A 26245-nucleotide genomic window follows, 5' to 3' on the forward strand; every position below is an offset into this window, starting at 1 on the left:
TTCCTCTTAAAAGAAAATCCCTTTACTAATCAGTATTTGCTCTAATATAGGGCCCAGTGCCAAAACAGGAAAAAATGAAAGACCACAAACGATTAAAATTACGCTAAAAAGCAAAACGCCAAATAGAATCGTATCTAATTTGAAATTTCCATCGAAGGCCTTCGTGGTTACCTTTCCACCTAAACTTCCCGCAACAATTACAACAGCATAAATGACACTAAACCTACCCACTAACATAGAGAAGCCTAAAGATAAATTCCCCCATAAAGTATCTGCTGAAAAACCAGCAAAGGCAGAACCATTATTACCAGCTGCAGAACTAAAGGCATAAAGAATTTGTGACAATGCATGTGGACCTTTAGCAGAATAACCTGATTCTAATAAAACCGTAACTGTACTTCCTAATAAAATACAAACTGTAGGGGATAATATTCCAAATAAGGTCCATTTGATTTCATAACTGCCAATTTTTTTTCCGAGGTATTCTGGAGTCCTTCCCGTCATCAACCCAGACAAAAAAACCGTAAGTATCAAAAATAAAAACATACCATACATTCCTGTCCCGACACCACCAAAGATAATTTCGCCTAACATCATTTGAAATATGGCAATACCTCCAGCTAATGGAGAATAACTATCATGCATAGAATTGACGGAACCGTTGGAAGCAGCCGTAGTTGTTGTTAACCAAAGGGAAGATTCCGTTAAACTAAATCGAAGTTCTTTTCCTTCCCAAAATCCAAAGTGGTTCTGTTCAGAAAAATAAACACCGACAAACCCGAGGATTAAAAATGACAACATTACAAAGAAAATTACCCATACGTGACGAAATGAATTTGTGATTTTGCCATATAAAAACACACAAGAGGCTGGCAAAAAGAGTATCGAAAACATTTGAATGAAGTTAGAAATAGGAGTAGGATTTTCAAACGGATGAGCACTGTTCACTCCAAAGAAACCACCTCCATTCGTGCCAATTTGTTTGATCGCAATCTGCGAAGCTGCAGGACCCATCGGTATTGTTTCCAAAACTCCATCAAACCCTAGACTCTGAATAGGACCCGAAAATGACTGAATGACACCTTGTCCGACGAGAAGTATGGATACAAAGAAAGACAGGGGGAGAAGAATATAAAAGGTCGAGCGAAATAAATCCAACCAAAAGTTTCCAAATCGATTCGTTTTAGAAGATATAATTGCGCGACTAACAAATGCTAAAACAGAAATCCCAACACCCGCACTAAGAAAATTTTGAGGAGTGAGTCCGACCATCTGAGAAAAATAACTCAACTGGCTTTCTCCAGAATAGGCCTGCCAATTCGTATTTGTGATAAAGGATATCGTTGTATTTAGGGCAAGATCCCAGTCCATCCCAAGAAGATGTAAAGGATTGAGAGTAAAGTGTTCTTGAAATTTTAAAATCAAAAATAAAATTCCACCTGCCATTGTATGGAAAACAAAGAGGCTACTTAAATACTGTTTTGGTGTTTGAGTGGAAGGTGAGCCGGAAAAAATAAACTGGTATATCCACTTTTCTAACGGTAACAACTTCGCATTCAAAATGAATGCCATATAATAACCGACGAAAGGTGAAATAAGAATCAGTAACCCAAGATAAAACGGGAGATAAAATAATTCGACCATAAAGAAATTTTCTCATGGTAATTCAAAATCGCAAAACGTTCTCTAGTTAAGGAAAACTAGATTCACATTAAGAAAATATTAAGATTCTTTTTCTCCTAAAACCGGAAAATACACAACCATAGTCCAAACTAAAACTAAAAAAATAAAAAACAAAAAGGAATATATTCCCTTGGTAAAAAATTCGGAATCCAAAGAACCTTTCCAAACTATAAAAACAGAATCTTTTTCTAATGGTAGTTCCTCATCCCAAATAGGATCTAACAAAACAACTCCTCCCGAATACATACTGGAAAGATGACATTTACTATCATCTTTCGCATAACAAATAGCATATATTGAAGGTTTTACTACCTTACCAGAAATAGACCTTATCCGTTTGTATTGAAATCGAATGACTGTACCATAAACCATCCCTCCCGATCTTCGCCTAACGAGAAGTGGAGAACGAAATTCTCCGGCATCCACATCATCCAAATAAAAGTCACGAAAGAACAAATAACGATAGTTAAGAAAATGTGAAACTTCTTCGGGGAGAACTTCCATTTTGGATGTGATACCAAATTGATAACCAATCGAGTCACCTAAAAATAAAATGGAATTTCCTCCAGCAAGTAAGGATAAAAATACTGCTAAAAAAATTTTGAAACCTGTTTTTTTAGAAATTAAAATTCCTAAAAATAAAACCGGTAAAAACAAAAAAAGGATGGCCCAAACAGAAACAGACAGTGGGAAAAAAGCACCAAAGGGAAGTAAAAAAATTCCAAATCCTAAAATGAAAGAGAACCCGGTCCAAAATATAAAAAAAGAAGAAGGTGGTTCTTCACTTGGTTCTGGTTTTCTTCTGTTTTGATTTTCGACAAAACCAACAAACATCGATTACTCCTTAACCTCAAATGAACTACGAATGGTTTGCCAATAACGGTCTGCTTTTTCTTTTTCCCTTTTTGGAAAAGACAACGAAAGGAAATAACCGCGTGGAGCATTATAAAGATAATATTCTTTCATTTCCATTGCAACTGAATTTCCGATTTCATCCACTTCGGTCCATTCGCTTATATATTCAGAGTTTGATTCCGTTCTTTTAAATCCCAATTTTCTAATGAGAGTTGGTGAAAGAGAGCGCATTGTATCCCAAAAACGAAAATAATTTTTTGTATCACGAAGTGGCCGTGATTTATCAAAACTAGACCCAATAGACAAAATGATCTTAGGCAAATTTTTCTTTTTTTTACCAGAAGTTTGTAATTTTAATGCTTCATCCCATTCCGTTTGACCAAGAGGCAAATAATTCTCCAAAAACTGTACGAAACGTACGATTCGATATATTGAATCCCTATTTTCTCCGTAAATTCCTAGCCGATTCCCATACAATCCCTCGTAACGAAGTTCGGAAGGAAATCGAATTCGATACCGAAATGATTCTGATTCCAATACAAGCGTATCCTGTGGACTGGAAACAGTCAGATAACATCCATAAGGTTCACTGACTAAGTCCAAAGGTATGGTTTGGTCCGACCATTCATTGGCAGCCCGGTTCGTAATTTCATTGGATTTCGTAAGCCAACTGGGAAAAAAACCAGGTTCCTTTTCCAGTTTTAAACGGTAACAAAGGTGAATTCCTTTTCCAAGAAAGACAGCTTCCTTTTCATTGCGAACTTCGTATAAAGCTTCAAGTTCCTTGGCCGCAATATCCGCTTCTTCTAAAACAGGAAATTCTTTACGATACTCATCATCGATAAGAAAACGCATAAGTCCAGATGGTGAAATTAAATAGTTTCTACCATGTATGTCCTTTTTTTTCACTGTGGATTGTTTATTTTTGAACTGAGAAAGGAAACGATGAAAACTTCGGCTCTCCTCTTCCTCCGCATCGGGAATCCAAGGTCTTTGTAATAAAGGATCAACTATGATGTTTGACTTTGGTTGTGCATGTAAAAAAAAAGGAATCCATAGTAGATTCAATAGGATACCGACTTTCCACTTGAGTGTCAAAACACGAAGAGAGTGCATCTCCCCTAACATTGCTTATGCCTGAAATTTGGATTGGATAAAATTCAGTGCCATAGTAAAGATTTTTGAAAAATCCCTTTTATGGTTTTCGTCATTCACACGAGAAAGAATCCCTTTTAAAACTGTCTGTACTTGAGTATAATTGGGTACTTCAAAAAATGCTTTTTGAATATGAGGCCATGCCATTTTAACGATTTGCATGAACTCAGGACTTCCTTTTTTAAACTCTTGGATCATACGATCTAACGTCAGTTTAACGATCTGAAAGTTTTTGATTTTTTTAACAATACCACTTAAAACTTCGCGACTCAAATCCGATTTCGAACTCATCATTTGAAAAAGTGAATTCCAATCCACAGGTTCATTTTTTTGTTCTTTTAAAACTTGTGTGCGAAGTGAAACAACTGCTTTTTCAAATTCAGAAATGCCACGTAACCAGTTCTGGTAACCCACCTGATCTGATTTGGACTGAAAACCGGCAATGGTTTGCGTCAACTCCATATATTCTTTTACATAAAAACTTTCCAACCTAACCAGATTGGGATCAACTGTAACTGTAGGTTCTTCTTCTTCAAAATCAACATCAATGTCCTGTGAAAAATCATCAACATCATCAGATTGTGTATGAGAAGAATTTGAATCCGAATGGGAAGAATCGGAATCATCAAATTCCAAATCTTCAATTTCATATTCTTCTGAAGCCGTAGTTGTATTATTTTTTGAAGATGGTTCGGGAAGAGGATTGTCTTTGGGATCTGGACCGATTTTTACTTCTAAAAGTTCACCGGTCAGAATTTCACCAAAAGTTTCAACAATTTCCAAAAGAATGGATTTGTCTCTTTCTGGAATGAGAGACTGTTTTTTTATAATAGGTGCAGGCGGTGCATTGGCAACCGCTAATGCATCTGTCAACGACAGAGGCTCTTTTTCTGACTCGGCGCTTGTGGGAATGGAAAGTGCAGCTTTGGCTGATTCTGCCATTAGCCCTCGTGGCTCGATGATTTCACCAGTAAGAGGATTTTCTAATACAGTCAAAATACCTTTTTGAACAAAAACATAATCTTTGGGATGAATGACTTGAAGCCTTTCCACTATCTCTTCTGCCGCTGAAGAAAAACTAGGAGCTGGTGCGTTATTGATTTTTTCCAACTCTTGTGTTTTTAGTTTTTCTTGTACTTTATTCAGTACTTCGATAAAATTAGAATTTAAATAGGTAGATACTTCATTTTGCGGAACACCTAACATTGTGGCAAATTGAGGAAGGTGTTCAAAAAACTGGTCTGTCTTTTTGATATTCCCAGTCATGTAGGATTTGATCTGTTTTGCGACCTCTTCCACTTTGGCAGGATCCATTTTACGGCTTTTCAGAAGTTTTTTGAAAATATCGATATGGGCGTGGAAATAGGATAAAAATTCCCCATAAGCGGTGAATTCATACTCTCCGTGCGCTTTTTTTTCTAAAACCTTTTTAGAACCGTCTGACATAATAGGATCTCATCCAATGCATAGGAAAAGTCACAAGGGTCAAGATTTTTACGAACCGATTGACGAAATGCAGGGAGAACGGAGTTTAGGAATATGAATCGTTTGTTAGTATTGGTTGTTTTGTGTTTTGTCATGATCTTCTCTACATCTTGTCAAAAAAGAGAAGACAAAACCTTGGAAAGAAACCTGTTTACTTTCCTAATTAGTTGTACGGGAGGGAGTTTAGATGCTTGTAACGCAGACTGTGCTGCCAAGTACCCAGACATCACAGGGGTGAATTACACTTCAGCATCTGCTTGTTTCAGTGCTTGTTCTACAAACTGTAATCTCTCCACAACTTTACTTTTACTTACCAATAAATAGTAAGTTCTTTTAAAAAAATCAAGTTCCATACACAAGGAAACTGGCGGCGACTATGCCTGCCGTTTCCGTCCGTAGAACCCCACCTGGCAATGTCAGCCGTGGGATTTGGTTTGTTTCCATCCAATTTTCTTCATCGACATGAAAGCCGCCCTCAGGTCCTATCACAGGAATTTTTCCAATGATTTTGTTCGCAGAAAAAACCTCAGACCTATGCGGATGAAAGACCACCAAACTCTCTTTATGTGAATCCATCCAATCTGCCGCAGTTTCTATCGATAAAGACAATAACACAGTTTGTTTCGACTGAGCCGCCGCTTCTTTCACAATTTTTTCTGCTCTCTCTAAATTGAACTCTTTTCGAATCGAATGACGAAATACAAGAAATACCACTGAATCTAAACCAATCTCTGTTACTTTTTGTAAAAAGAAATCAAACCGATTCCCTTTCGGAAGCGCAATAGCTATGGTTTTATGTTCTGTTTCTTTATGTATTTTGGTTTCTTTTAAAAACTTTAATTCTTTGGAAAGAGGAGAAAATTGGTAATCATAAAGACCACCAACACCGTCTCGGATTTGGACGATGGTTTCTTCCTTACTAAGCCTTAAAGCCCGAAGGTGGGCCAACTCTTCTGGAAACAGTGAAATTGTAGGTTTCTGTGAAAACCCAGCGCGAAAAAGGATGAGTCCAGGCTCTAACAAGGGTTTAACGACTTAAATTATCTACTGCAAATAAGGAAGCATCTGGGTTTACAGACTTGTCTACTTCTTGAATTTCCCAAACGGTAATGCTACCTGTATTCAAATCTAACATTTCAAGCCTTGAGGCTTTTTGAATCTCTTCTACTTTTCCTGAAATTTCTTTTACTTTCACAGGGCCATATTTTAAGTTCAAAGTTTTAAATAAAATCCCGTCCCTATCATGAAAGTCGACACGGTATGGCTTTAGATCTTTTTTACCTACAAGTAAAACTAACTTTTTATAAAAATAAGGTAAGATGGGTTTTAGTGAAACTCGGTAGTATACTTCACCACCAATTTCTAGGTCTGCATTCACTAACGGGTTATAATTGGCCTGATAGGAATAACCAGAAAGATCCACATAAAAGAAACCCGTTCCCATTAAGGATTCGTATTTTTCATCGTCAGTTTTTCGAAACAGTTTGGCGCTAAGGACATTGAAGAAAAACACATTTTCACCTTCGTCCTTTGTCAAAAGTTTGGATTCGAGTCCGCGCCCCTTTCTATCAAAAAGAAGAAGCGCATCTTCTCCATTAAAAAATCGATTGATCTTCCAAGTTTCAGAAGTTCCGTTCCTACGAATCAGAACGTAAGTTCCTTTCACAAGTCCTTTTCCAAAATCCATTTCTCGGTCAAGCCTTGCCAAAAGTTCTTGAGCCGATAAACTGGTGTCAGGTGCCCCTTGCGCCTCTATCGAAACAAAACTAAAGAAAAAAAATAAGATCAGAATGTTTAGCATGTATAATTTTATTCCGCGCGCATTGAAGGTTTGGTATAAGAATACAAGCCATGAACACTACCTTGTGCTTGAGCTGATTCCGTTCTACGTTCAAAACGAAGTTTTCCTTCCCTTAGTGCTTTATGGAGATCAGGTATATTTCGAAATCCCATATCTTGGAAACTTTGTCTGAGTCCTTGGACAAGATAAGGAATCAGATTTAATACAGATCCCTTGTCTACAACGTAACCAGAAACACCTTGAGCCACTTTGATTTTTTGGGATTCAGAGAAATATCGTTTGTCTCCGCCTTTGCTCATTGCTTCTAAACTTGCCATTCCCCGATATTTCTTTAGACGAATTCCATTTTCATAAAAATACTCACCAGGTGCTTCTTTTGTTCCTGCAAACATGGAACCCATCATACACATAGAAGCACCGATTGCAAGGGCATTGGCAATGTCGCCAATATTGGAAATTCCTCCATCAGCAATCACAGGAACTCCATGTGCCTGCGCATACTCTGCGGTTTTAAAAACGGCAGTCGCCTGCGCACGTCCCACTGCCATTGTATCTTGTGTGATACAAATGGACCCAGGTCCCATACCGATTCGAAGGCCATCGGCACCAGCAGCGATTAAGTTTGCAGCTTGTGCTTTTGTAACAACATTTCCACCAATGACGTCAATGTTTGGAAAATTTGATTTAATCCAATGGATCATTTCCATTTGGTAACTAGAATTTCCTTGTGCAGAATCAATGATGATAGCATCCACACCAACCTCTGCAAGAGCCGCCATACGATCGCGTGACTCTGGTAAGGTGGAAAGTGCTGCTCCTACACGTAATCTTTTTTGATCATCTTTGGAAGACTGAGGAAACTCTTTATTTTTTTTCAAGTCACTGCGGCAAATCAATGCTACCAGTTTTCCTTGTTTATCAACAATCGGAAGTTTTCCTTTTTTGCTAGTACGAAGGATGTTGTTTGCTTCTTGCAAACTAATGCCAACGTTTGCAGTGATAAGGTCTGTTGTCATCACCTTGCCAAGTTTGATATCGCGGTCTCTTTCAAAATCCACGTCTCTGTTAGTCACAATACCAACTAACTTTGTACGAGCGGTTCCATCTTCCGTAACCGGAATCCCACTAAAACCATACTTTTCTTTTACTGCGTCTAAATCTGCCAATGTATGTTCTGGAGATAGAAGGATTGGGTCTTTGATAAATCCATTTTCGTATCGTTTTACTTTGCGAACAAGATCCACCTGTTCATCGATACTGTTGTTATAATGTATAATTCCGATTCCACCCATTAGAGCCTGCGCAATTGCCATTTCTGACTCGGTGACCGTATCCATCGGAGAACTCATCAGAGGTCTTTTGAGGGAAATGTTTTTGGAAAGTTTGGTTTCGAGTTCGACATCGCTCGGGTTAAAGTCGATGTATCCGGGCAGAACTAAAAAGTCCCGATACGTGAGTCCCATGTTGACCGAGAAGAGCTCTTGTCCACTGACTCCATCAAAAAGCTCAGATCCTGGTAGGGGTTGATTTGACATAATTATCCTTCCTTTTTCTACTTTAAGCAAGAAAACTCTCCGTGCAAGAGAATTTCAGGAGAAATTCGTCCGATAATAGTAAGTAACACGACCTTTTATGGAAACTCTAGAAAGAAGTAAGCGATCTTTGGATGTTTTTTCTGACAAAGAAAAAAAACTCCATGTTTTGACGAAATTTTTATTAAACCAGGAATTGAGTCTAAAAGACAATATCCATTCTGGGGAAAGTTGTTTTTTAAAAAAAGTATCGGCCGATGGAAACAAGGTTCTTGTAAGTGTTCGACCCACCATGACCTTATCAGTGGGCCAAAAAGTGACCCTCTATAAAATTTTAGGAAGATACCTCCACCTAGAATGTACGGTGGAACAAGAAAAAGGAGAATCGCAGTATGTTCTCCATTTGGACAAAATTGCCATAGCCAAAAAAGATAGGGAAAGTTCACGAATTCCTGTCCCTCCCGGTTCCGCTTGGATCACAAATGTTGTCTCCAGTAAAGCCAAAATCGAAACCGATATGTTTCATATCCCCACAGCGGTAAAAGTGAACTTTCAGGATTATGAAACTAAACTGAAAAACTCAGTCGATTTTATCAAAATTTCTACCTTTAACTCAAGCGAAGATTCAGAAGTCATCCGCCAAATCAAAAAAACTAAAAAAGGTCTGTTATTAGAGGACGCCACAGATCGGAAATCTTACGAAACTTCACCTAACGAAGATTTTTTGGTATTTTCCGATGAAGTGGAGGATGATATAGAAAAAGAAATCAATAACAAACGAAACCAAAAAATCAAATCAGAACTAATCCTTCCTATTCTTTACCTTAATGATGAAGAAGAATCCATTCCCATTGGATACATCCAAATGCAAAGTAAAACAGAAACCTTTGATCTACTCAAAGCTATGGAGATGAAAACGGTTTGTTTTGAAATGGTAGACCGGATCCGTCATTCGAATATGATCAAATCTGATGGTAAATTTCCAGTGATTGATATTTCAGAAGGTGGATTAAAAGTAGTTGTTGACCACCCTGATTTAATGAAAAGCCTTCCCAAACTTTCAGGTTTTCAGTTTGATTTGTTTTTTAAGATGCAATCTCCACTGACTGCCTTTGGAACCATTAAAACGATTACCAAAAACGAGGAAGGTCACCTAACAGTAGGTCTTGCGATCGCAGGTCACTCTTCGCGTTCAGGTGAAAAAAAGAGATTTTTGGAAAATGTTGAATTCTTTCGTAAACAAAATCATAAACCTTAAAATTTAAAGTTCTCCGTAACCCAAAACTTCCATAGACCATTTTTCTTCCCACTTTCTAGAAGAAAAAGTTACCGCTTCTGGATCCATATTTTGTTTTAAAAACTCAAAATCTTTTGTTTGAAACTCATCTCCCTCTATCAAATAAAAAGCCTCTAAAGAAGGATCCAAACTCTGGATTTTATTTGTAGAAACGATTTCATAAATCAAAAAGGATGTGGATTCCATTTCTATTTTTCGCCAATTCCTTAGTTCCCTATGATTTCCATCAAAAACAAAAACCAAACGGTGTTGAAGATTTTCACCCCGATGTGCCAGTGTACGTGAAAGATAAGATTGTCTTTTGGATTCCAAAACGGAAACGATTTTTTCTATCTCTTGGGATTTAGGAATAGAAACCAAAGGGATCACAAAATCGATTGTACAAAATGGTTCTGCCGAAATACGATTCTCAATGAAACCAAGAATACGCGAGAGGTCTTTAGAAAAGTTTTCTGTGTGAAACCAAACACTATGGTGACGGCTCCCCGACCAATCTGAGAATTCTGATTCCCCTTGATTTAGATTTTTTTTAAACAAGGGGTTTTTTATTTCACCTAACACCAAATCGATTCGATCGTTTTTGTTAGCGGCGGCATTACATAAAAATGGCCTTGGAAACTCATCCAAACGGCGTTCCAATAAATCCTCTGCAAAAAATAATGACTCTGTTAAGTCTCTAGAACTAAAGGTAGGTGTTTCGATGATTCTGTATGGTGGTGTAGGCATAAAAAAGAGGCCTTCTTTTTCGGCATCTTTACGCATGGCAGTTCCAGGCAAAATAGATAAAGGAAAGGCTTGCACCCATTCTCCAAGCCCGTGTTCTAAGAAAAAATGAATTCCTCTTTCCACATCCTCTGGTTTGTCACCAGGAAGACCAATGATCAGATCCAGTAGAAGTTCTATCCCCTCACCGGCTAACATCTTTGCCACTTCCGCTACTTTGTGTGGACTACCATATCGTTTCACTCGTTTTAGAGTTTCTTCATTTACCGATTGGAGTCCGAGTTCCACACGAGTGAACCCCGCCTTACGAAGTTTAGTCGCAAGTTTTGGAGTCACACCTTCCGATCGAAGTTCTGCAAACATCGACATCTGGCCATCCGCATTGATTTCGGTTATGGCATCTAAAAAATTTTCGAATCCCGGTCTATGGTTAAAAGTAGGATCTAAAAAAACTAATTCCTTAGCCCCTTTTTCTTTTAAGTCGGAAATAAGTTTCATTGTCTCAGGAATGTCAAGTGTCCTTAGATTCTGTGACGACTTGGGATAAAAACAATAAGTACATTGTGACTTACAACCTCGTACCGTTTCCAAGTAAGTGGATCGTCTGGGATCTACTTTTAAATGTCCTGTGGTATAAGGTGAGGGAAAATCTGTGAGTGGAAAATTGGCAGGGACAGGTTTTCCAAACGAAGTGAGTTTTCCATTTTCTTTTCGGTAAGCTACATTTTCCAATCCATCCAAAGACGAATTTGAAAGTAATGACCGCATTAAATTACGAAAACTATGTTCGGCTTCGCCCGATACGGCAATATCATATCCCTCTTCTCCCAGAACATAAGGATTGTCTTCGTTTACCTCTGGCCCTCCAATGAGGATCTTAGTTTCGGGACTTCTTTTTTTTACTTCTTTTGCGATATAAAGACTTCGTTCGGTGTTCCATAAATAAAGAGAGAGTCCTAAAAAATCAGGTCCTTCTTTGACAATGCGGTCGATGAGTGCAAGGTCTCCTAAAGAATCTGTATCTTCGGGGGAAACTACATGGGGAGTGATTCCTGTAACTGGATCCTCTTTGGATGCAAGACAACTTGCCAAACTAGCAGCTGCTAAAGGAACATTTCCTGTGGCTGCATAATAAGAAGGAGGTGGTACCGGTAATTGCAAAAATTGAATTTTTGCCATAGTGATTGTCATGATCCCCAAGGAGAGGGTTTTTCGCAAAACCTTTCAAGATCGTGACACGACTACATCGATAAATAAAATCAAATTTTCGGAAAGGTTCCTGGCAAATGTCCGCAACATCATTCTTTCTGAAATATCGTGGTACATTTGGGATAAAGTCCAAGCATCCCTACTTGTTTTTGATTTATGTAAATGTTCAAAAAAATAAGGTCGAAACGACCAATTTTTTCCTAAAAAAGAATAGTCTGGTTCCATCTGTCCCGATGGAACTCTGGCATAGTTTGGGGATACCTGGAATCCTAATGGGTTTGTGATGTACATCCGAAAAAAATTCCCATCCCCAAATACATTCGTTTCAAATCCACCTTTCCATTCCCAAATTCCATTTTCTTCGGTAAACCCCATCATGATTTCGGAAAGTTTATCTTTCCATAGATTTTCCCATTCAATCTGACGATTCATCTCTCCTTGTTTACGTGCGTGAAAATATTCTAAGGAAGACTGCATTTCCATTCGGTATTCAAATCGTTTGGCAAAAAAAGGTTCTGGTTTGGCGAAATAAAATCCTTGGATATACCTTGCTCCATAATTCAAAGCATTATAAAGTTCGTCTTCTGTTTCAATTCCTTCAAATAGTAAACTACTTCCAAGCGACTCACCTAACTTAGATAAATTGAGTAATATTTCTTTAAAATTTCTGGAAAAAGTAGACCTTCGTAACATTTGTAAATCTACTTTAATGATTTCTGGATGAAAAAGACCGATTCGATCCAAATTACTTGCTTCGGAACCAGCATCATCCACAGCAATGGAGAACCCTTCCTGTCTGTATAAATTGAGGACAGGCCGTAATAGTTCTAAGTTGTGTGGAAACCTTTCTTCGGTGATTTCAATAACAATCCTTTCTGGATCTACTCCTATTTGTCTTACCATCTGGATGGTTTTTGGTAAGGTAGTTTCCATCTGTAAAAGAGTATGGTACATTACATTCGGGGAAATGTTTAAAAATAACTTAGTTTCAGGTGGGGCTTCCGCTTTAAATTTTTCTAAGGCAAGTAGTCGAATCTCTTCATCGACTTGTTTTTTGAGAAAAAAGATTTCATCATAACCAAAAGTCTGGGACAAAAAAAATTCCCCAAGACTTAACAAACCTTCCGGTGTGGAAAGACGCCCTAATAGCTCATAACCGTAAATGCCAGTGGATTCTGAGGAGAGGATGGGTTGGAAAACGGGAACCAAAGTTCCGCCAGACAACCACTCTTTCCACTCACGCAGGAATTTATGACTTTCTCTTTCTGTAATCATAGATGGATACTGTCTTCTTATTGCAAGATCGGTACCAGTAAGCATTGTAGGGAATCTTACTGCATTCTGCCCAAAAACCAGGCATCGCAGGAATGGCAGGTTGAAAAAGGGGAATTTTTGCTTAAATATTGCGCAGAATGATAAAAAAAAACCACCCAAGTTTCCCCAGGTGGTCTCTGATTTGAGTAGAAATTATTTAATGTCTCTAGCTCTTGATTTGAATGCTTCATTCAATTTTGGTTTTTTGGAAGGTTTTGGTTCTTCCACTACCGGCGTTTGTTTAACTTCTTCGGATGCACAGTTAATCATAAATACGGCCAAAAAAGCAATGATCAGCATAGACGAAATTTTTTTCATGTTTTTGCTCCTTAGACTAAACTGCCGAGTTTAGTAAATAAGTCGAGGAAAAAACGACCATTCTTAAAATGGAGGGGATATGCCTCAAAATAATCAGTTCTTTGTCTTTGAAGGGATCGATGGTTCCGGGAAAACCACTGTCTCTCGTATGGTATCGGAAGCACTACTCACAAAATCCATTCCCAACCTCTGGCATAGGGAACCAACGGACAGTGTGTACGGAAAAAAAATTAGAGAGTTTCTCCTGGGAAACCTCAAACTCTCTAAAGAAGAACAAATTGAAACATTTATTGCCGACAGAGAATGTTCAGTGAAGGATATCGTCTTACCCACATTAAAGAGTGGAAAATCTGTAATTCAAGATCGATATTATTTTTCCACAGCTGCCTACCAAGGTCGAGACGAAGAACATGCTGCGGAAATTTTATACAGAAATGAAGACAAAGGATTTCCCGAACCAAATCGAGTTTATTTTTTAGATCTTTCCCCCGAGGAATCAGCAGACCGACGAAGCCGCCGAGGTGGTAAAGAAGAAGTTTTTGACGAAGAATCGGAACAGGAAAGAATCTACCAAAATTATTTGGCGATCCTACCTGAGTCTACGATCTTTGTGGATGCTACAGCGGAACTAGAGGAAGTGGTTGCCTTCTGCGTGGAAGACATTCTAAAGTCACTGGAAACTTAATTTATTTCTTCACCATAAAGACCATCATATCGCCTAACTCAAGTCGCTTGACTAAACGATCCATAATCCACTTCCGGAGTTTGAAATAAAAACTGACTCCGGAACGTGAAGTCATCCCACTTCCATAAGTAAAAGATACTGGATTGCGAAATCCTAAATCCAAAAGCAGATTTTTTAAACCATGATAAGAATAATAATAAAGATGTTCCGGAACATTTAAATAGCGCCACTTTAATCCCGCAAGTTTGGCAAGTAACCCATAACGACAGGTAGAAAGAATGAGTACCCCTCCTGGTTTTAAATGGTTTTTAATTTTTTCCAGGGTTTCTTTTGGTTTGTGTAAGTGTTCAATGGTAGCCCAAAGAGTGATAACATCAAATTGGTGTTGGAACTGAGGATCCCAATCCAGAAAGTTCTCTTGAAAGATATTTAGATTTAATGTCTCACGTGCAAAACGAACTGGACCATCTGCAATTTCAATCCCATACGCATCATAACCTCGTTCTTTTAAGTAAGAAACAAAATATCCTGCCGCACAACCAATGTCCAAAGAAGTTAGATTTTCCCCCGTTTTTTTTTCTCTGAGACGATCTTTCTCCCAAGAGAAAAAATCCAAATCATTTAAATTGAGTTGGAAAACTCTAGAAATTTCTTTTCTTAAATGATCCGAATAATAATTGTCATACCCTCTTTCTGTCCTTTGGGTAAAATAAGAATCATCATAGTATTTTTTTACCTCTAAAAATCCTGGTTGTGGATTGACTTGGACCAGCCCACAAGACTCACAAGAAACAATCGAAAAAGACTCACCCAAAGGACTTTCTTTTGTATAAAGAGGACGGAAACGGTTTTGCCCGCAGGTATTACAAGGGATTAATTTCACAGAATACCTATCGGACAGATTTCGAAAAAACGGAAGTAGTTAGGAATCGACTCAGATGAAGAATAAAGGCCAAAACACAGAGGACTAAAATAATACTGGAAGATGTCGGAAAATAAATCAATTCCCCATTCCTTTCAATGCCGACAAGGGAAATTAAAAATCCAGATACAGTAGCAAAAACAGAAAACAAAACACAAACAATAGTCAGTAACCGTAAAGAACGAATGAGTGGCAAAAGAGCAAACACTGGTAAAATCAAATGGGCAATGCTATAAAAAGTTCCCAGTAAGTTTACGGCAACTGTAAGGGAAGCCGCAAGGATGATATAAAACAAAAGATCAAAAGGAAGCGGATTTCCTACTTGGATTTTGTATTCATCGCGATCAAAACTAATAAAAAGAAACCTTCTAAAAAAACTAAGATAAATGATAAAAAAGAAAACAGCGACATAGATGCCAAAGGAATCGGCTCGCACTTGCGAAGTTAAAATATCCCCAAAAAATGCGGCCATCAAATGATTTTGTACATTTCCACCGAGAGCCAACATAAACTGAGAGGCAGCAGAAAAGAAAACAAATAGAATTCCAAGGATCACCTCTTCTTTCATACCTCGTAGTTTTCTTACATACAAAAGAGGAAAAACCAAAACACAAGAAAAAAGAATGGGGAAAATTTCGCCTGGCCACTCCATAAACAAGGATAAGGCGACAGAAAAAGTAACAGCCTGTGAAAGAGTGACTCCAAAGAATGTCATACCCCTAAGGACTATTAAAATCCCAAGGACAGATAATAAGGCACCAACAAGGCTACCTACTACCATTTGTGGTAAAAACAAATTCCAACTAGAAAGTATATTAGTCATGGTGGTGGCAGTTTGGTGGCCTTTCTCCACTGGTAATATTATAGAGTTTTCCTTCGTCTATTTCAAAAATTTCATCAAACCCGAATCCCCAATCATGTTCTAAACTATGAGTGATAAAAAACAAAGAACGATTCCCTTCTTTTAAGTATTCGGATAATACAGTTTGAAACAGTTCCCTTGCGTTGTGGTCTAAGGAATCCATTGGTTCATCTAAAAAAATTAAATTAGCTTTGGTGAGAAGGGAACGTAGAATTAGAACCTTTTGTAATTGTCCCCCGCTACATAGTGAAATCTGTTTTTTTAAGTAGGAGCTAACACCCGTTCTTTCAATGAGCTCCAAATCTTCCTTGGAAAATTTCTTTTTTGGTAAAAAGCTAAGTCCAATGTTTTTTGGCATAAGTAGAACGTCCTCCACACGGAGAGGGAACTCCAAAGACATTCGTTTGGCTTGGGGAACGTAAGAAGTTTTGATTTCTTTAGAAAAGGAAATGGAACCAGAAAGTGGGGACAAAAGATCGGTTAAGGTGCGAAAAAGTGTAGTTTTTCCAGCGCCATTCCCACCAACCAATGCATAGGTTTTTCCAGAATGTATGTGCAAATGGATATCGGAAACCACAGGAAATTCTTTCCTATATCCCACACTTAAATTTTTTGTATGGATAAATGTAGAAGGAATTTCTGTATTATTTGGTTTTGTCGCTTGCATCACGTATCTTTTGTAACATCAACCTTAATGTGTCTTCGTAAGTGGCTGCTTCAGGTGCACCGCCTACAGAAACAGGCAGAGTCACAACGACAGAACCTGGAACCTTGGAAGACACATACTCTGCATACTTTGGATTGTGATAGGGACCAATCAAGATAATTTTTATCTTTTCTGTGATCATATAACTAATGACTTGGTCCATATAACGAACAGAAGGTGGAACGCCAGGTCGTTCTTCTATGGTTAAATTAGCGTTGAATTTAAAACGTGAGGCTAAATAAACAAATTGGTCATGGAAAACTGCCACTTTTAACCCAAAGTAAGGTTCCATCTTTTTCATTTCTTCTTTTGTCAATTGGATGAGTCGTTTTTTAAAAGAATTAAAATTACCTTCATAATAATCCCCATTTAGAGGATCCACCCTAGTGAGTGCATTTTTAATATTCTGTGCCATTTGGATGGCGTTGATAGGATCATTCCAATAATGGGGATTCCCATAGATATGCATATCACCCATAGACCGGTCCATCATCACTGTGGGTTCCCCAAGGATCTTTACCCCAAAAGATGTATCACAATATCCTGGTTGTCCTTTTTGGATTTTCATGTTTCTCGATTGTTGTTGGAGGTAAGGAATCCAACCTACTTCTAAATCAAGTCCTACCATACATAAAACATCGGCCTCACTCAATTTCACGAGAAAATCTGGCCTTGTCATTACAAAATGAGGATCGTCAGTTCCTCGGATCATTCCAGAGACTTCGGCACGATCACCTGCGACTTGTTCGGCGATATATTTTATATCAGAAATACTTGCGACAAGGGAAACTTTTGCAAATATAGGGGAACTAAAAAGTAAGAAACTAAAAACAAGAAAAGAAGGTGATGTGAATAAAAAATTCTTTAATAATTGAAACATTTTTTTACCTATTTGGATTAATAACTATGTGCCGGATGTGAACCGAGGATAGCCACTGCCTGCACATAAAATCGCCACTCCCTTTGTTCCTGAAATTCTGTTTTAGAAAAATCTTGTATATATCTTCTTTCAATGGAACCTCGTATTCTGCCAAACTCGGAACTATGAAATGTGATCTGAGTAGAATGCGACTCTATAGCATTATCTGCATGTTTTCCATTTTTGTCGAGAAGGGATTTGTCGGTAAAATAATCATATCGATACCCCACAGACCAAAGTTGGTGAAACTTATAGTCCACAAACATATAATAACCCCATTGGTCTCTGGAAGGCGCTTTTGATTTTTGAAATGTGGTTGGATCCATTAGTTCTGGAAAAATTTCTTGTTGATACCAACCTTCAGTCATTATCATCCATTCTCGTAAATTCGATCGATTCCAACGTAAAACGGCATCCATACCGTACAAATACCTTTGGTTTTTTCGATCTGTCGTAGGTTCAAAACGCATTCCAGAAAAACCAAACTGAGTTCCCCAGTTATTTCCAAAATAGTAAAAGTGTTTTAAGTGCGCATAACCCATTGGATTATTTTTTTGTTGTCCTTCGGAATGCGCATGACCCCATTTTTTTCCATTTGTAGCACCTAACACTAGTTCTTGAGTGATCCATTTCCAAGGTAAAAGAATACTGAATTCGGCTCCAGTATCCATTATCGATTCAAAACCAATGAACTTTTCGTGTACAATTGGATTCATAGTAAAAGGTCTGTCATGTAAATGGATTCTGTTCAATCGACCTACATCGACGAACATTTGGCCAACTTTAAGCGATGTATTGAGAGGTAAAAATGGGAATTGAACGTTAGCTTCATGGACTTCAAAATAATACTTTCCATCTTCCCCATGCGCTGCTCCTAGAAAATTGGCCCTCATCCATTGGTCAACAGCAGCGGTAAAGCCAAACTCAGCCGAACGTACATCAACTTTGTTATCAATTCGTTCCCCCGTTCCTCTTGGTTTATTTCGATCCCAAGCTCCCACAATATCAATCGCGGCAGAAACATCCATCATTAGGTTTTGTGCGGAACGGTTCATTTGTTGGTTGGATTGAACGGGAGAAGTAGTCCCCCTGCTTCCTTCTGAACCTTTGCTACGAGTTTCTTGGTCCTTTAAATCTTTTTCTAATTCAGCTTCCCAATCAGCATCATCAGAATTTTTATTATTATCTGTTACATTAGATTTTAATTGTGAAACAGATTTAGGTGAATCAAATAATTCTTTTTCCCAATCGGAAGTTTCTGACCATATTGAAAACGACAAAACGACCAACAAAATAAATGCTGATCGTTTTAAAGTTTTGCGAGAAATACGTAATTTATTTTGCAAAAGGAAATCCTATAATTATTGGAATGAACCCGCTGCACCAATCGATTGGTTGTAAATGGTTAAAGTCTTGATAGTTGCCCCATTGATCTTCAATCCAATACGATCTCCAGGAAGACTTACAACAACACTGTCTTCTTCAAATTGATAAGAATTGCGATCCACATTGGCACAAGCACCTTGCCATCCAAAAATATGAGCACCATTTTCTTCATGGACTTCCAAACAAACGGTCTTGTCTTGGCCCACAGAAGATGCCCAAGGTGTTCCTGGAGTTCCAAAATTGGAAGAGGTTCCATTTACTATTTTATCAGCCTTGGTTGAGGAAAGCAAAAAACCAGGTCCTGCAAATGATGTTGAGGAAGGTAAAATGGCAGAAACTGTGGAGGAGGCAGAATTCAGTTGGTAAACAATTTCTATCGAAGCTTTTTTAGAACCACCAGAATTTGATAACGCGGATGCGTTTGTGATGATAGTAGAATCATTGCTAGTACCAACTAAACCGCCACTCAATGTCACATTGTTCCCTTGGAATCCTGATCCTGATAAAGCCAAATTAGCATCCCCAGAGCAGTTGGCGAAATCATATTTGATACCGTTTGTAGGCGTTGCCACGGCAGTGGATGGACAGCGACTCCCTGCTAATAATGCAAGAATGAGAAGGTCATTATTATTATCTTCCTTTGATGAAAATAATTCTGCACAATTCAAAATAGAGAGTGCGATGGCAGAAAACAGTAGAATTTTATTAAATTTCATAAATACCTCTGTTGGCCTATCATTTGCAACGCTGTTGCAAATGCAACCACGTTTCATTTAAAAAATAAGTTTTCTGCGTTCCTGTAGAGAATTTTTTGTTTGGCTTTGTCTGTGATAGGTAAATCCAAAAAGCGAGTGATGGGGTGATTTAGATTATAGGGTATGTTTGGAAAATCCGATCCGAAGTAAATTTGGTCCTGGTAAGTTTCTAAATAAGATACTGCCGAGTCCACCTCTTCCGACTTACCGGTAGCAAGAAAGTCCACAAAGACCATTGTGGTATCAAGAGCCAGGTTTGGATAAGTTTCTAGTAACGAGGCGTAGGCGGAGATTTCATGTGCTCCCATATGAGCCACTATCACTCGTAAATGTGGATAGGATTCGAGAAATGGTTTAAAAAATTGGATTCCTGTAAACTCTCCAGGAAGAGGTGCCGTTCCCGTATGGATCAAAATCGGAATTTGTTTTGCCTGCAAATACAGAAATGTTTCGGCAAGTTCCGGTCGGTTTAAATTGAGTTTAGAAACTTCGCAGTGGAGTTTAAAACCTAGAAACCCGTAATTTTCCACAGCCCGTTTCACATAACTAAGGACACCCTCTTCTGGATAAAAAGTTCCAAAAGGAACCGCCCCTTTCCAATTTTTATAATTGGCATAGGTCCAGTCATTTAACGAAGAAGCCATTCCGGCTTTATGCGCATAATTTAATGTAGTAAATCGTTTGATCCCATTATGGTGAAGTCGTTCCACTCTTTCTTTTTCAGGAAGTCGGTATCCGATGGCCCAGTTAACATTGTCAAACCAACGCCAAATGAGTTTCATCACCGTCTCTGGAAAAAAATGAGTATGGATATCGAAGATATAAGGAATTCCTAAATCACGAATACGACCTAAATGATCGGGAGATTCAGAATCTAAAATGGGAGGAAAACTTTCTCTCCTCCAAGAAAACGGAGAAGAGAGACGAATGTCAGGTTTGTTGGAAGAGATTACACCTTCCCCTTCTTCCATAAAACAAGCGTAACAAGGAAGAAGAGGATTTGTATCGACTGGTTTATGCAGTGACTGGTGTTTTTTTCTTTCCACGAATCTTTGTTAGGTTCGAAGCTAAGGTAGCCGAACTATCAAGGATGTAAGCATCCGTGATCGATTTACGATAGTTTCTTCTTTCTACCTTAGAACGACCAATACTTCTTTCGAGTAACAAACTATTGTGGAAACGTGCTGCCGATTCTACCACTTCAAATGCCAATTCTTCCCTAAGGGGGGTGGATTCGATTTCCGCAAATTCAGCCACAACGGTTTCAAATTGTTTGAAAAGATCATTTAGGCCTTGGCTTGCTGCAAACGTAGCCATTTCGGATTTTAAGTATTCACGGTAAATTCCTGTCTCCGTCATCCCGGAAACAATCCCACCGATACAAGCTACCGTTTGGAGTTGTGTGGTTCCTTCATAGATATTGGTAATACGAACATCACGATACAGTCTTGCCACATCATAATCTTCCGTATAACCGGAGCCACCGTGGATTTGCATCGCATCATAAGCCACAAGGTTAGCCATTTCTGTGATGTAATATTTGGAAAGTGGAGTAAATAGAGAGGCAAGTTTTTCCCATTTTTTGAAAGATTCATCTTTTTTAATGTCTTTCTCGGAAAGACCTTTCATCTTTCCTCGTTCTTCTTTCCAACGATACTGATCCACAGCATAACTTGCTTCGTATAAAATACAACGCATCGCAGCTACTTCTCGTTCCATTCGTTCCAACATTTTTTTCACAGCTGTGATATTATTTATGGTTTTACCGAATTGAACTCTTTCTTCTGCATATTTTTTTCCTTCGAAGTATGCCGCAGTGGCAATTCCCATCGCTTGTGCAGCAATATTGAGGCGAGCTTGGTTCATCATAGCCATTGAATATTTGACAAGGCCTTTTCCTTCTTCGCCAATGAGTATCCCTGGGCTGTTTTCAAAAACCACTTCACAAGTAGGAGAACAGTGAAGTCCCATTTTCTTTTCAATAGAAGCCACAAATACGTCTTTGGAGTGCACTAAAAAGAAAGAAAGTCCGCGAGCTCCACTGGTTGTGGTTCCTGTTCTAGCAAGTGTCAAGATGATGGAAGGTGCCGATCCAAAACCACAAGCATGAGTGATAAAACGTTTGGTTCCTGTGATTTTCCAAGTTCCGTCTTCTCCCTTAACCGCTTTGGTTTGTAAGTTAGGAAGGTCCGATCCGTAATTTGGTTCTGTAAGAGCCATCGCTCCACAAAGTTCTCCGGCTGCCATCTTTGGAACAAATTCATGGATCATTTCTTCTGTCCCGAATCGTTCTACAGTTTCAGCCAGGTTCATACAACCTAGTGTGATCGCAAGAGATCCGTCCCCGCGCGATACACACTCAGATAACATTGATTGTACGACAGAAGGTAATCCCAATCCACCGTAATGTCTGTGAATTCCGTATGGAAGAAGCCCTGCGGATTTAATTTTTTCCACAACGTCTAACATGGATTTGGGGAAACCAACTTGGCCGTCTTTGTATTTTAGGCCTTCTTCATCCATTTGTTTGGAAATTTGAGAAATATCGTTTCCTGCAATGTCGCCACCGGCTTCTAAAGTAGAACGGTAAAATTCAATGGCATCTTCATAGTTACCGGGAGCAAAAGCGAGTTCTTCCTTTCCTGATTTTTGGTATTCCGCAAAGTCTTCAAAACCTTGTTCGTATTGGTCAACTACCTCGTTCCAAGGAGTAAGGGAATCAAAATGGTCAATTAGGTCATCGTTATCGTTAAAATAGTTATTGGATATCATACAGTCGGCTCCTTAAGCAGGACTTTCACTCAAAGATCAAAGAGGGGAAAAGAATTACAAATAGTTTTCCTTCGAGCCGCCTGAACGAATCAGGCGGTTGTTAAGTTAATGGTGTTAGACAAGGATCATTTGATCCGGTTGGCCAAGTCCTGGATGTCTTCAATATGGTCAGCAAGGACTCTCGTATTTTCAGCAACAACTTGCACGTCTCTTTCTATACTTTCTGCCGCCCGCATTACTTCTTTATTTCCCAATGTTTGGTCTTTGGCGATGGATTCCAATTGAGAGGATAATTCTTTGAGTTCTTTCTGAGATTGTAAAACCCTTGAATTTAACTCTTGTAAGTCGATAAATTTTTCATTAAAACTAACCACTTTGCCTTGGATTTTAACCATTTCATTTTTCTGGTTCAAAGCCATTTCATTTGCTTCTTTTGCCGACACATTCCCTTTGAGTAAATCCGATTTAGATTTCAGAATCGTTTTGGATATGACACTGGCGTTTAAAGCAGAGTTTTCAGCAAGTTTTGCGACTTCTTGGGCCACTACAGCAAACCCTCTACCATGTTCCCCCGCCCTTGCCGCTTCAATGGAGGCGTTAAGAGCAAGTAAATTGGTTTGATCTGCAATCTCTTTCATAATCTGATTTACATCTTCCACCTTTTGAAAACTGGAACTTACTTCGTTTAAAACTGAGTTTAAGTTTTCCATAGAATTCGTTACAAGATTACTAAACTGAGAAGACTCATTGATTTGACCAGAAATCGTATCAATCTCCACCCGAACTGTTTTTACAATTCCCTCTAAGGTATGACTTTCTTCATTTAAGGTTTCTATTCGTTTGTATTGGTCTTTGACAAAAGAAAATGAGTTTTCTGTAGATTGGGAAATTTTCGTAAGGGAGGCTGAAATTTCTTCAATGGATGCAGCTTGGTTTTGCACAAGACCATTTAAATCATCAGCAAACACTTTTAATGCAGAAACGGATTGGTTTAAATTTTCACCAGTTTCTACCAAGGCCTCTTTTTGAGTTTCCATTACTTTTGAATGTGCTTCTGAAGTTTTTTTCCCTTGGATCGCTTCATCCCGAATGGAAGTTAATAAACCTACCATTTTTGCAATTGCGACAGTTGCCATACCTAAAAAGAAAACTTTCACAATTTCTACAGGTAATGAGATCGCATAAGCCAATTTATGCGTATCATTACGGTCCACAAATTCCATTCCAGACATTCCTGCAAAAACCAAAGAACCTATTTGGACTAAAGTTAACAAAACTCCGATGATATAAGTTTGTTTTGAAGAAAAAAGAAAACCCGAGTATAATAGGATAAAAAATGAAATAATATAATTTACTCCGTCCTTTAATGCGGAAGAAGCAATGTCCAAGTCCAAAATACTTTGGCCTAATGTATTCGATCCAATGAGTAGAATATCAATCACAACAAACCAAAATGCATGAGGATCTTTTCCTTTCTTTAATAACATAAACTGTGTAAACGCTACAGTTCCATAAAAGAATGTGGTAAGAAGCATCATGATGAGTTGGTCTTTATGGAGTGAACCCAAACTCCCAAGAATTCCTAAAATAAATATAACGAGCAGTGTAGAACGAATGGAATTAATTGTTTTGGTGGCCTTTAGGTAATACGGATCCAATTGCATTTCTAAATAATTTGAACTTGGTTCATAAAAAGCAAGGATTTCCGCAGAATACGAAGAAATACTGGGATATTAAAAAAAATCCGCTAATGCAACAAAATTGCATTACTGCTTGACAGATATTACAGGAAATTACTAATGCAACTATATTGCATTAAGGACAATTCGATGACTGATAAAATTCCTGTTACTGTTCTCTCTGGATTTTTAGGAGCTGGCAAAACTACCCTACTCAATCACATCCTCGCCAACCGAGAAGGTCTTCGTGTGGCAGTTATCGTCAATGATATGAGTGAGGTGAATATTGATGCGAGGCTTGTGGCTTCTGGCGGTAGTCTCAGTCGCACCAATGAGAAGTTAGTGGAGATGTCCAATGGCTGTATTTGCTGCACACTCCGAGAAGATTTACTGGTAGAGATCACCAAACTTGCTAAAGAGGGAAAGTTTGATTCGATCCTCATCGAATCCACTGGAATTTCTGAACCACTTCCTATTGCAGAAACCTTTACCTTTGAAGATGAAACAGGCGTAAGCCTATCAAATTTAGTAAATTTGGATTCTATGATAACCGTTGTTGATGCTGTAAATTTTTTAAAGGATTTCGAGAGTTTAGATTCATTAAGAGAACGAGAATTGGGTACTGGCGAAGAAGATGATCGGGACATTGTAGATTTACTTGTGGACCAAGTCGAATTTAGTGATACGATCATTGTCAACAAAATCAGTTTGTTATCGGAAGAAAAAAAATATCGGCTCCTTACCATCTTACGTTCGCTAAATGCAGATGCCGAAATTATACCCACTGATTACAGCAAAGTGCCTTTATCCAAAGTATTAAACACAGGAAGGTTTGATTTTGAAAAAGCAAGCCAGTCTCCCTTATGGTTAAAAGAACTTCGGGGAGAACATGTTCCCGAAACAGAAGAATATGGAATCAAAAGTTTTGTGTATGGAAATAGACGCCCCTTCCATCCAGAACGATTTTACAAATGGTTGCATTCAGAAAAATCAGGAGTGGTTCGTGCCAAAGGATTTGTATGGCTTGCAAGTAAAATGGATTGGGTGGTGTTGTATTCACAAGCGGGAAACTTATCTTCCTACAAACCAGAAGGGTATTGGTGGGCCAGTATTCCTGATGAAGAAATTCCAGATGATCCAGAAGTATTCAAAAATCTACAAGCACATTGGTTGGAACCTTGGGGAGACCGGCGCCAAGAGATTGTCCTCATAGGACGGGATATGGATGAAAAGAAACTACGTGCCTCTCTCGACAAATGCCTGCTAAGTGACAAAGAATACAAGGAAGGACCCGAAGTTTGGGCAAAGTTCGAAGATCCTTTTCCAAATTGGGATGCGATGATCGAAGAATCGGTTAACTGATCTGCCTCTCTACCTTGGATAGATGTTTCCATCCCGTCAATCCAAGGACAAACACTGCAAATACAACTAGCAAAAATCCTGTGATGTTCATTATGTTTGGTTCAATGGAGTCGGAAGTAAATACGATATCGATGGTTCCGTGAAAAAGAGCCGCCATCAGGATACTGCCTCTTGAGGAATTATAAATCCAGGTCAAAAGAATGGCGCCTGTAAACAAAGACATAAACCATCCGAAAATTCCAAACACATCCATCGCCATAAAACCGGGACGATATAAAAAAAGTGGAGCATGCCATAAGGCCCATAAAAACGTAAGGATGATTGTCGAAGACAAGGCGTTCCATTTCTTCTGTAACTTCGGCAAGGCATACCCTCTCCATCCAGTTTCTTCTCCAAATCCGTAAATGATGACACTGTATAAAAAGAAAGAAACAAATCCAAACTCTGGAAATTCAGAGCTTACTCCCAATCCATCAAAACTAAGTTTCGAGTTGTTGAAATAGTTGATAATGGTAGCGAAAACAAGAAGGACAAAAGGACTAAAAATCGCAATGAAATACCAAAACCAATTAACCTTCCATTGAAACATCCGGGAAAGTAAATTTTTGATACCAACATTCCCCTCTTCTAGTTTGGTTACAATCAAGGCAGCAGTCAAAGGACCAAGTGCCCCCCATGCATGATGAAAGGGCAACACTGGTAAAAAATGAATCCCAAACTTAGGCAAATACAAAGGAAGCCAAATGGTCCAGGAGATAAGGTATGCCAAAAAAAAATAAAACGTTAACGATTTCAAATGATCTTTCCTATAAATCTAAATGATAA

24 protein-coding genes are annotated in these 26245 nt (G+C 38.5%); 4 read left to right on the forward strand and 20 right to left on the reverse strand.

Going from position 1 to position 26245, the window contains the following annotated elements; translation table 11 throughout:
• Nucleotides 1-6: 6 nt before the first annotated feature.
• The 4 genes from kdpA to EHQ31_RS05555 all read right to left on the reverse strand — a co-directional run bounded on the left by kdpA (nt 7) and on the right by EHQ31_RS05555 (nt 5139).
• Nucleotides 7-1644 (reverse strand): potassium-transporting ATPase subunit KdpA, encoded by a 1638-nt coding sequence (gene kdpA / locus EHQ31_RS05540; protein ID WP_135570316.1) that lies wholly within the window; start codon nt 1642-1644, stop codon nt 7-9.
• Between the two features lie 78 nt (nt 1645-1722).
• Nucleotides 1723-2517 carry a hypothetical protein gene (locus EHQ31_RS05545; protein ID WP_135570318.1) on the reverse strand — a complete coding sequence of 265 codons (795 nt, stop codon included), beginning with the start codon at nt 2515-2517 and terminating at the stop codon, nt 1723-1725.
• A 3-nt stretch (nt 2518-2520) separates the two neighbouring features.
• Nucleotides 2521-3666 (reverse strand): LIC10775 family protein, encoded by a 1146-nt coding sequence (locus EHQ31_RS05550; RefSeq protein ID WP_135570320.1) that lies wholly within the window; start codon nt 3664-3666, stop codon nt 2521-2523.
• 3 nt (nt 3667-3669) lie between these two features.
• Entirely contained in the window at nt 3670-5139 is a 1470-nt protein-coding gene (locus EHQ31_RS05555) for a hypothetical protein (protein ID WP_135570322.1), read from the reverse strand.
• Nucleotides 5140-5232: 93 nt separating this feature from the next.
• Between EHQ31_RS05555 and EHQ31_RS05560 the strand changes: the two genes are divergently transcribed.
• Nucleotides 5233-5502, forward strand: coding sequence for a hypothetical protein (locus EHQ31_RS05560; protein ID WP_244247268.1), 270 nt, complete (start codon nt 5233-5235; stop codon nt 5500-5502).
• 18 nt (nt 5503-5520) lie between these two features.
• On the opposite strand, the gene EHQ31_RS05565 is transcribed toward EHQ31_RS05560, so the two are convergent.
• The 3 genes from EHQ31_RS05565 to guaB are packed head-to-tail and all read right to left on the reverse strand — an operon-like array spanning nt 5521 to nt 8514.
• Nucleotides 5521-6201 carry a 16S rRNA (uracil(1498)-N(3))-methyltransferase gene (locus EHQ31_RS05565; protein ID WP_135570324.1) on the reverse strand — a complete coding sequence of 227 codons (681 nt, stop codon included), beginning with the start codon at nt 6199-6201 and terminating at the stop codon, nt 5521-5523.
• 4 nt (nt 6202-6205) lie between these two features.
• Entirely contained in the window at nt 6206-6979 is a 774-nt protein-coding gene (locus tag EHQ31_RS05570; protein ID WP_135570326.1) for an outer membrane lipoprotein-sorting protein, read from the reverse strand.
• Between the two features lie 8 nt (nt 6980-6987).
• On the reverse strand, nt 6988-8514 hold the full coding sequence (gene guaB, locus EHQ31_RS05575; protein WP_135570328.1) for an IMP dehydrogenase: 1527 nt from the start codon (nt 8512-8514) through the stop codon (nt 6988-6990).
• A 97-nt stretch (nt 8515-8611) separates the two neighbouring features.
• On the opposite strand from guaB, the gene EHQ31_RS05580 reads away from it, so the two are divergent.
• Entirely contained in the window at nt 8612-9769 is a 1158-nt protein-coding gene (locus tag EHQ31_RS05580) for a DUF1577 domain-containing protein (RefSeq protein ID WP_135570330.1), read from the forward strand.
• Nucleotides 9770-9772: 3 nt separating this feature from the next.
• Here EHQ31_RS05580 and EHQ31_RS05585 read toward each other — a convergent pair whose 3' ends face one another.
• The 3 genes from EHQ31_RS05585 to EHQ31_RS18800 form a co-directional block, all read right to left on the reverse strand.
• Nucleotides 9773-11710: a B12-binding domain-containing radical SAM protein gene (locus EHQ31_RS05585; protein ID WP_135570332.1), complete on the reverse strand. Its 1938-nt coding sequence runs from the start codon at nt 11708-11710 to the stop codon at nt 9773-9775.
• Between the two features lie 45 nt (nt 11711-11755).
• Complete coding sequence (locus tag EHQ31_RS05590) at nt 11756-13015, reverse strand: EAL domain-containing protein (RefSeq protein ID WP_135570334.1); 1260 nt, start codon at nt 13013-13015, stop codon at nt 11756-11758.
• 192 nt (nt 13016-13207) lie between these two features.
• Complete coding sequence (locus tag EHQ31_RS18800; RefSeq protein ID WP_167481634.1) at nt 13208-13372, reverse strand: hypothetical protein; 165 nt, start codon at nt 13370-13372, stop codon at nt 13208-13210.
• A 79-nt stretch (nt 13373-13451) separates the two neighbouring features.
• Between EHQ31_RS18800 and tmk the strand changes: the two genes are divergently transcribed.
• Complete coding sequence (gene tmk / locus EHQ31_RS05595) at nt 13452-14057, forward strand: dTMP kinase (protein WP_135570336.1); 606 nt, start codon at nt 13452-13454, stop codon at nt 14055-14057.
• A 1-nt stretch (nt 14058) separates the two neighbouring features.
• On the opposite strand, the gene EHQ31_RS05600 is transcribed toward tmk, so the two are convergent.
• The 9 genes from EHQ31_RS05600 to EHQ31_RS05640 form a co-directional block, all read right to left on the reverse strand.
• A complete protein-coding gene (locus EHQ31_RS05600) occupies nt 14059-14940 on the reverse strand; it encodes a class I SAM-dependent methyltransferase (protein WP_135570339.1) in 882 nt (293 codons plus the stop codon).
• Nucleotides 14941-14947: 7 nt separating this feature from the next.
• A complete protein-coding gene (locus tag EHQ31_RS05605; protein WP_135570341.1) occupies nt 14948-15802 on the reverse strand; it encodes a metal ABC transporter permease in 855 nt (284 codons plus the stop codon).
• Nucleotides 15795-16508, reverse strand: a complete 714-nt coding sequence (locus EHQ31_RS05610) for a metal ABC transporter ATP-binding protein (RefSeq protein ID WP_135570343.1) — start codon at nt 16506-16508, stop codon at nt 15795-15797. The genes EHQ31_RS05605 and EHQ31_RS05610 overlap by 8 nt, the downstream gene beginning before the upstream one ends.
• Nucleotides 16486-17427 (reverse strand): metal ABC transporter substrate-binding protein, encoded by a 942-nt coding sequence (locus EHQ31_RS05615; RefSeq protein WP_135570345.1) that lies wholly within the window; start codon nt 17425-17427, stop codon nt 16486-16488. Before EHQ31_RS05615 ends, EHQ31_RS05610 begins: the two co-directional genes overlap by 23 nt.
• Before the next feature lie 17 nt (nt 17428-17444).
• A complete protein-coding gene (locus EHQ31_RS05620) occupies nt 17445-18761 on the reverse strand; it encodes a hypothetical protein (RefSeq protein WP_409996912.1) in 1317 nt (438 codons plus the stop codon).
• Between the two features lie 66 nt (nt 18762-18827).
• Nucleotides 18828-19568: a hypothetical protein gene (locus EHQ31_RS05625; protein ID WP_135570347.1), complete on the reverse strand. Its 741-nt coding sequence runs from the start codon at nt 19566-19568 to the stop codon at nt 18828-18830.
• 53 nt (nt 19569-19621) lie between these two features.
• On the reverse strand, nt 19622-20578 hold the full coding sequence (locus tag EHQ31_RS05630; protein WP_135571004.1) for an amidohydrolase family protein: 957 nt from the start codon (nt 20576-20578) through the stop codon (nt 19622-19624).
• A 43-nt stretch (nt 20579-20621) separates the two neighbouring features.
• Nucleotides 20622-22379 (reverse strand): acyl-CoA dehydrogenase family protein, encoded by a 1758-nt coding sequence (locus EHQ31_RS05635; protein ID WP_135570349.1) that lies wholly within the window; start codon nt 22377-22379, stop codon nt 20622-20624.
• Nucleotides 22380-22504: 125 nt separating this feature from the next.
• Nucleotides 22505-24043, reverse strand: coding sequence for a methyl-accepting chemotaxis protein (locus tag EHQ31_RS05640; RefSeq protein WP_135570351.1), 1539 nt, complete (start codon nt 24041-24043; stop codon nt 22505-22507).
• Nucleotides 24044-24208: 165 nt separating this feature from the next.
• Between EHQ31_RS05640 and zigA the strand changes: the two genes are divergently transcribed.
• Nucleotides 24209-25420 (forward strand): zinc metallochaperone GTPase ZigA, encoded by a 1212-nt coding sequence (zigA, locus tag EHQ31_RS05645; protein WP_135570353.1) that lies wholly within the window; start codon nt 24209-24211, stop codon nt 25418-25420.
• Here the strand turns inward: zigA and EHQ31_RS05650 are convergent.
• Nucleotides 25413-26216 carry a CPBP family intramembrane glutamic endopeptidase gene (locus EHQ31_RS05650; protein WP_135570355.1) on the reverse strand — a complete coding sequence of 268 codons (804 nt, stop codon included), beginning with the start codon at nt 26214-26216 and terminating at the stop codon, nt 25413-25415. The genes zigA and EHQ31_RS05650 overlap by 8 nt on opposite strands.
• Nucleotides 26217-26245 lie beyond the last annotated feature (29 nt).

The sequence above is a fragment of the Leptospira montravelensis genome, assembly GCF_004770045.1.
Lineage (GTDB): Bacteria > Spirochaetota > Leptospiria > Leptospirales > Leptospiraceae > Leptospira_A > Leptospira_A montravelensis.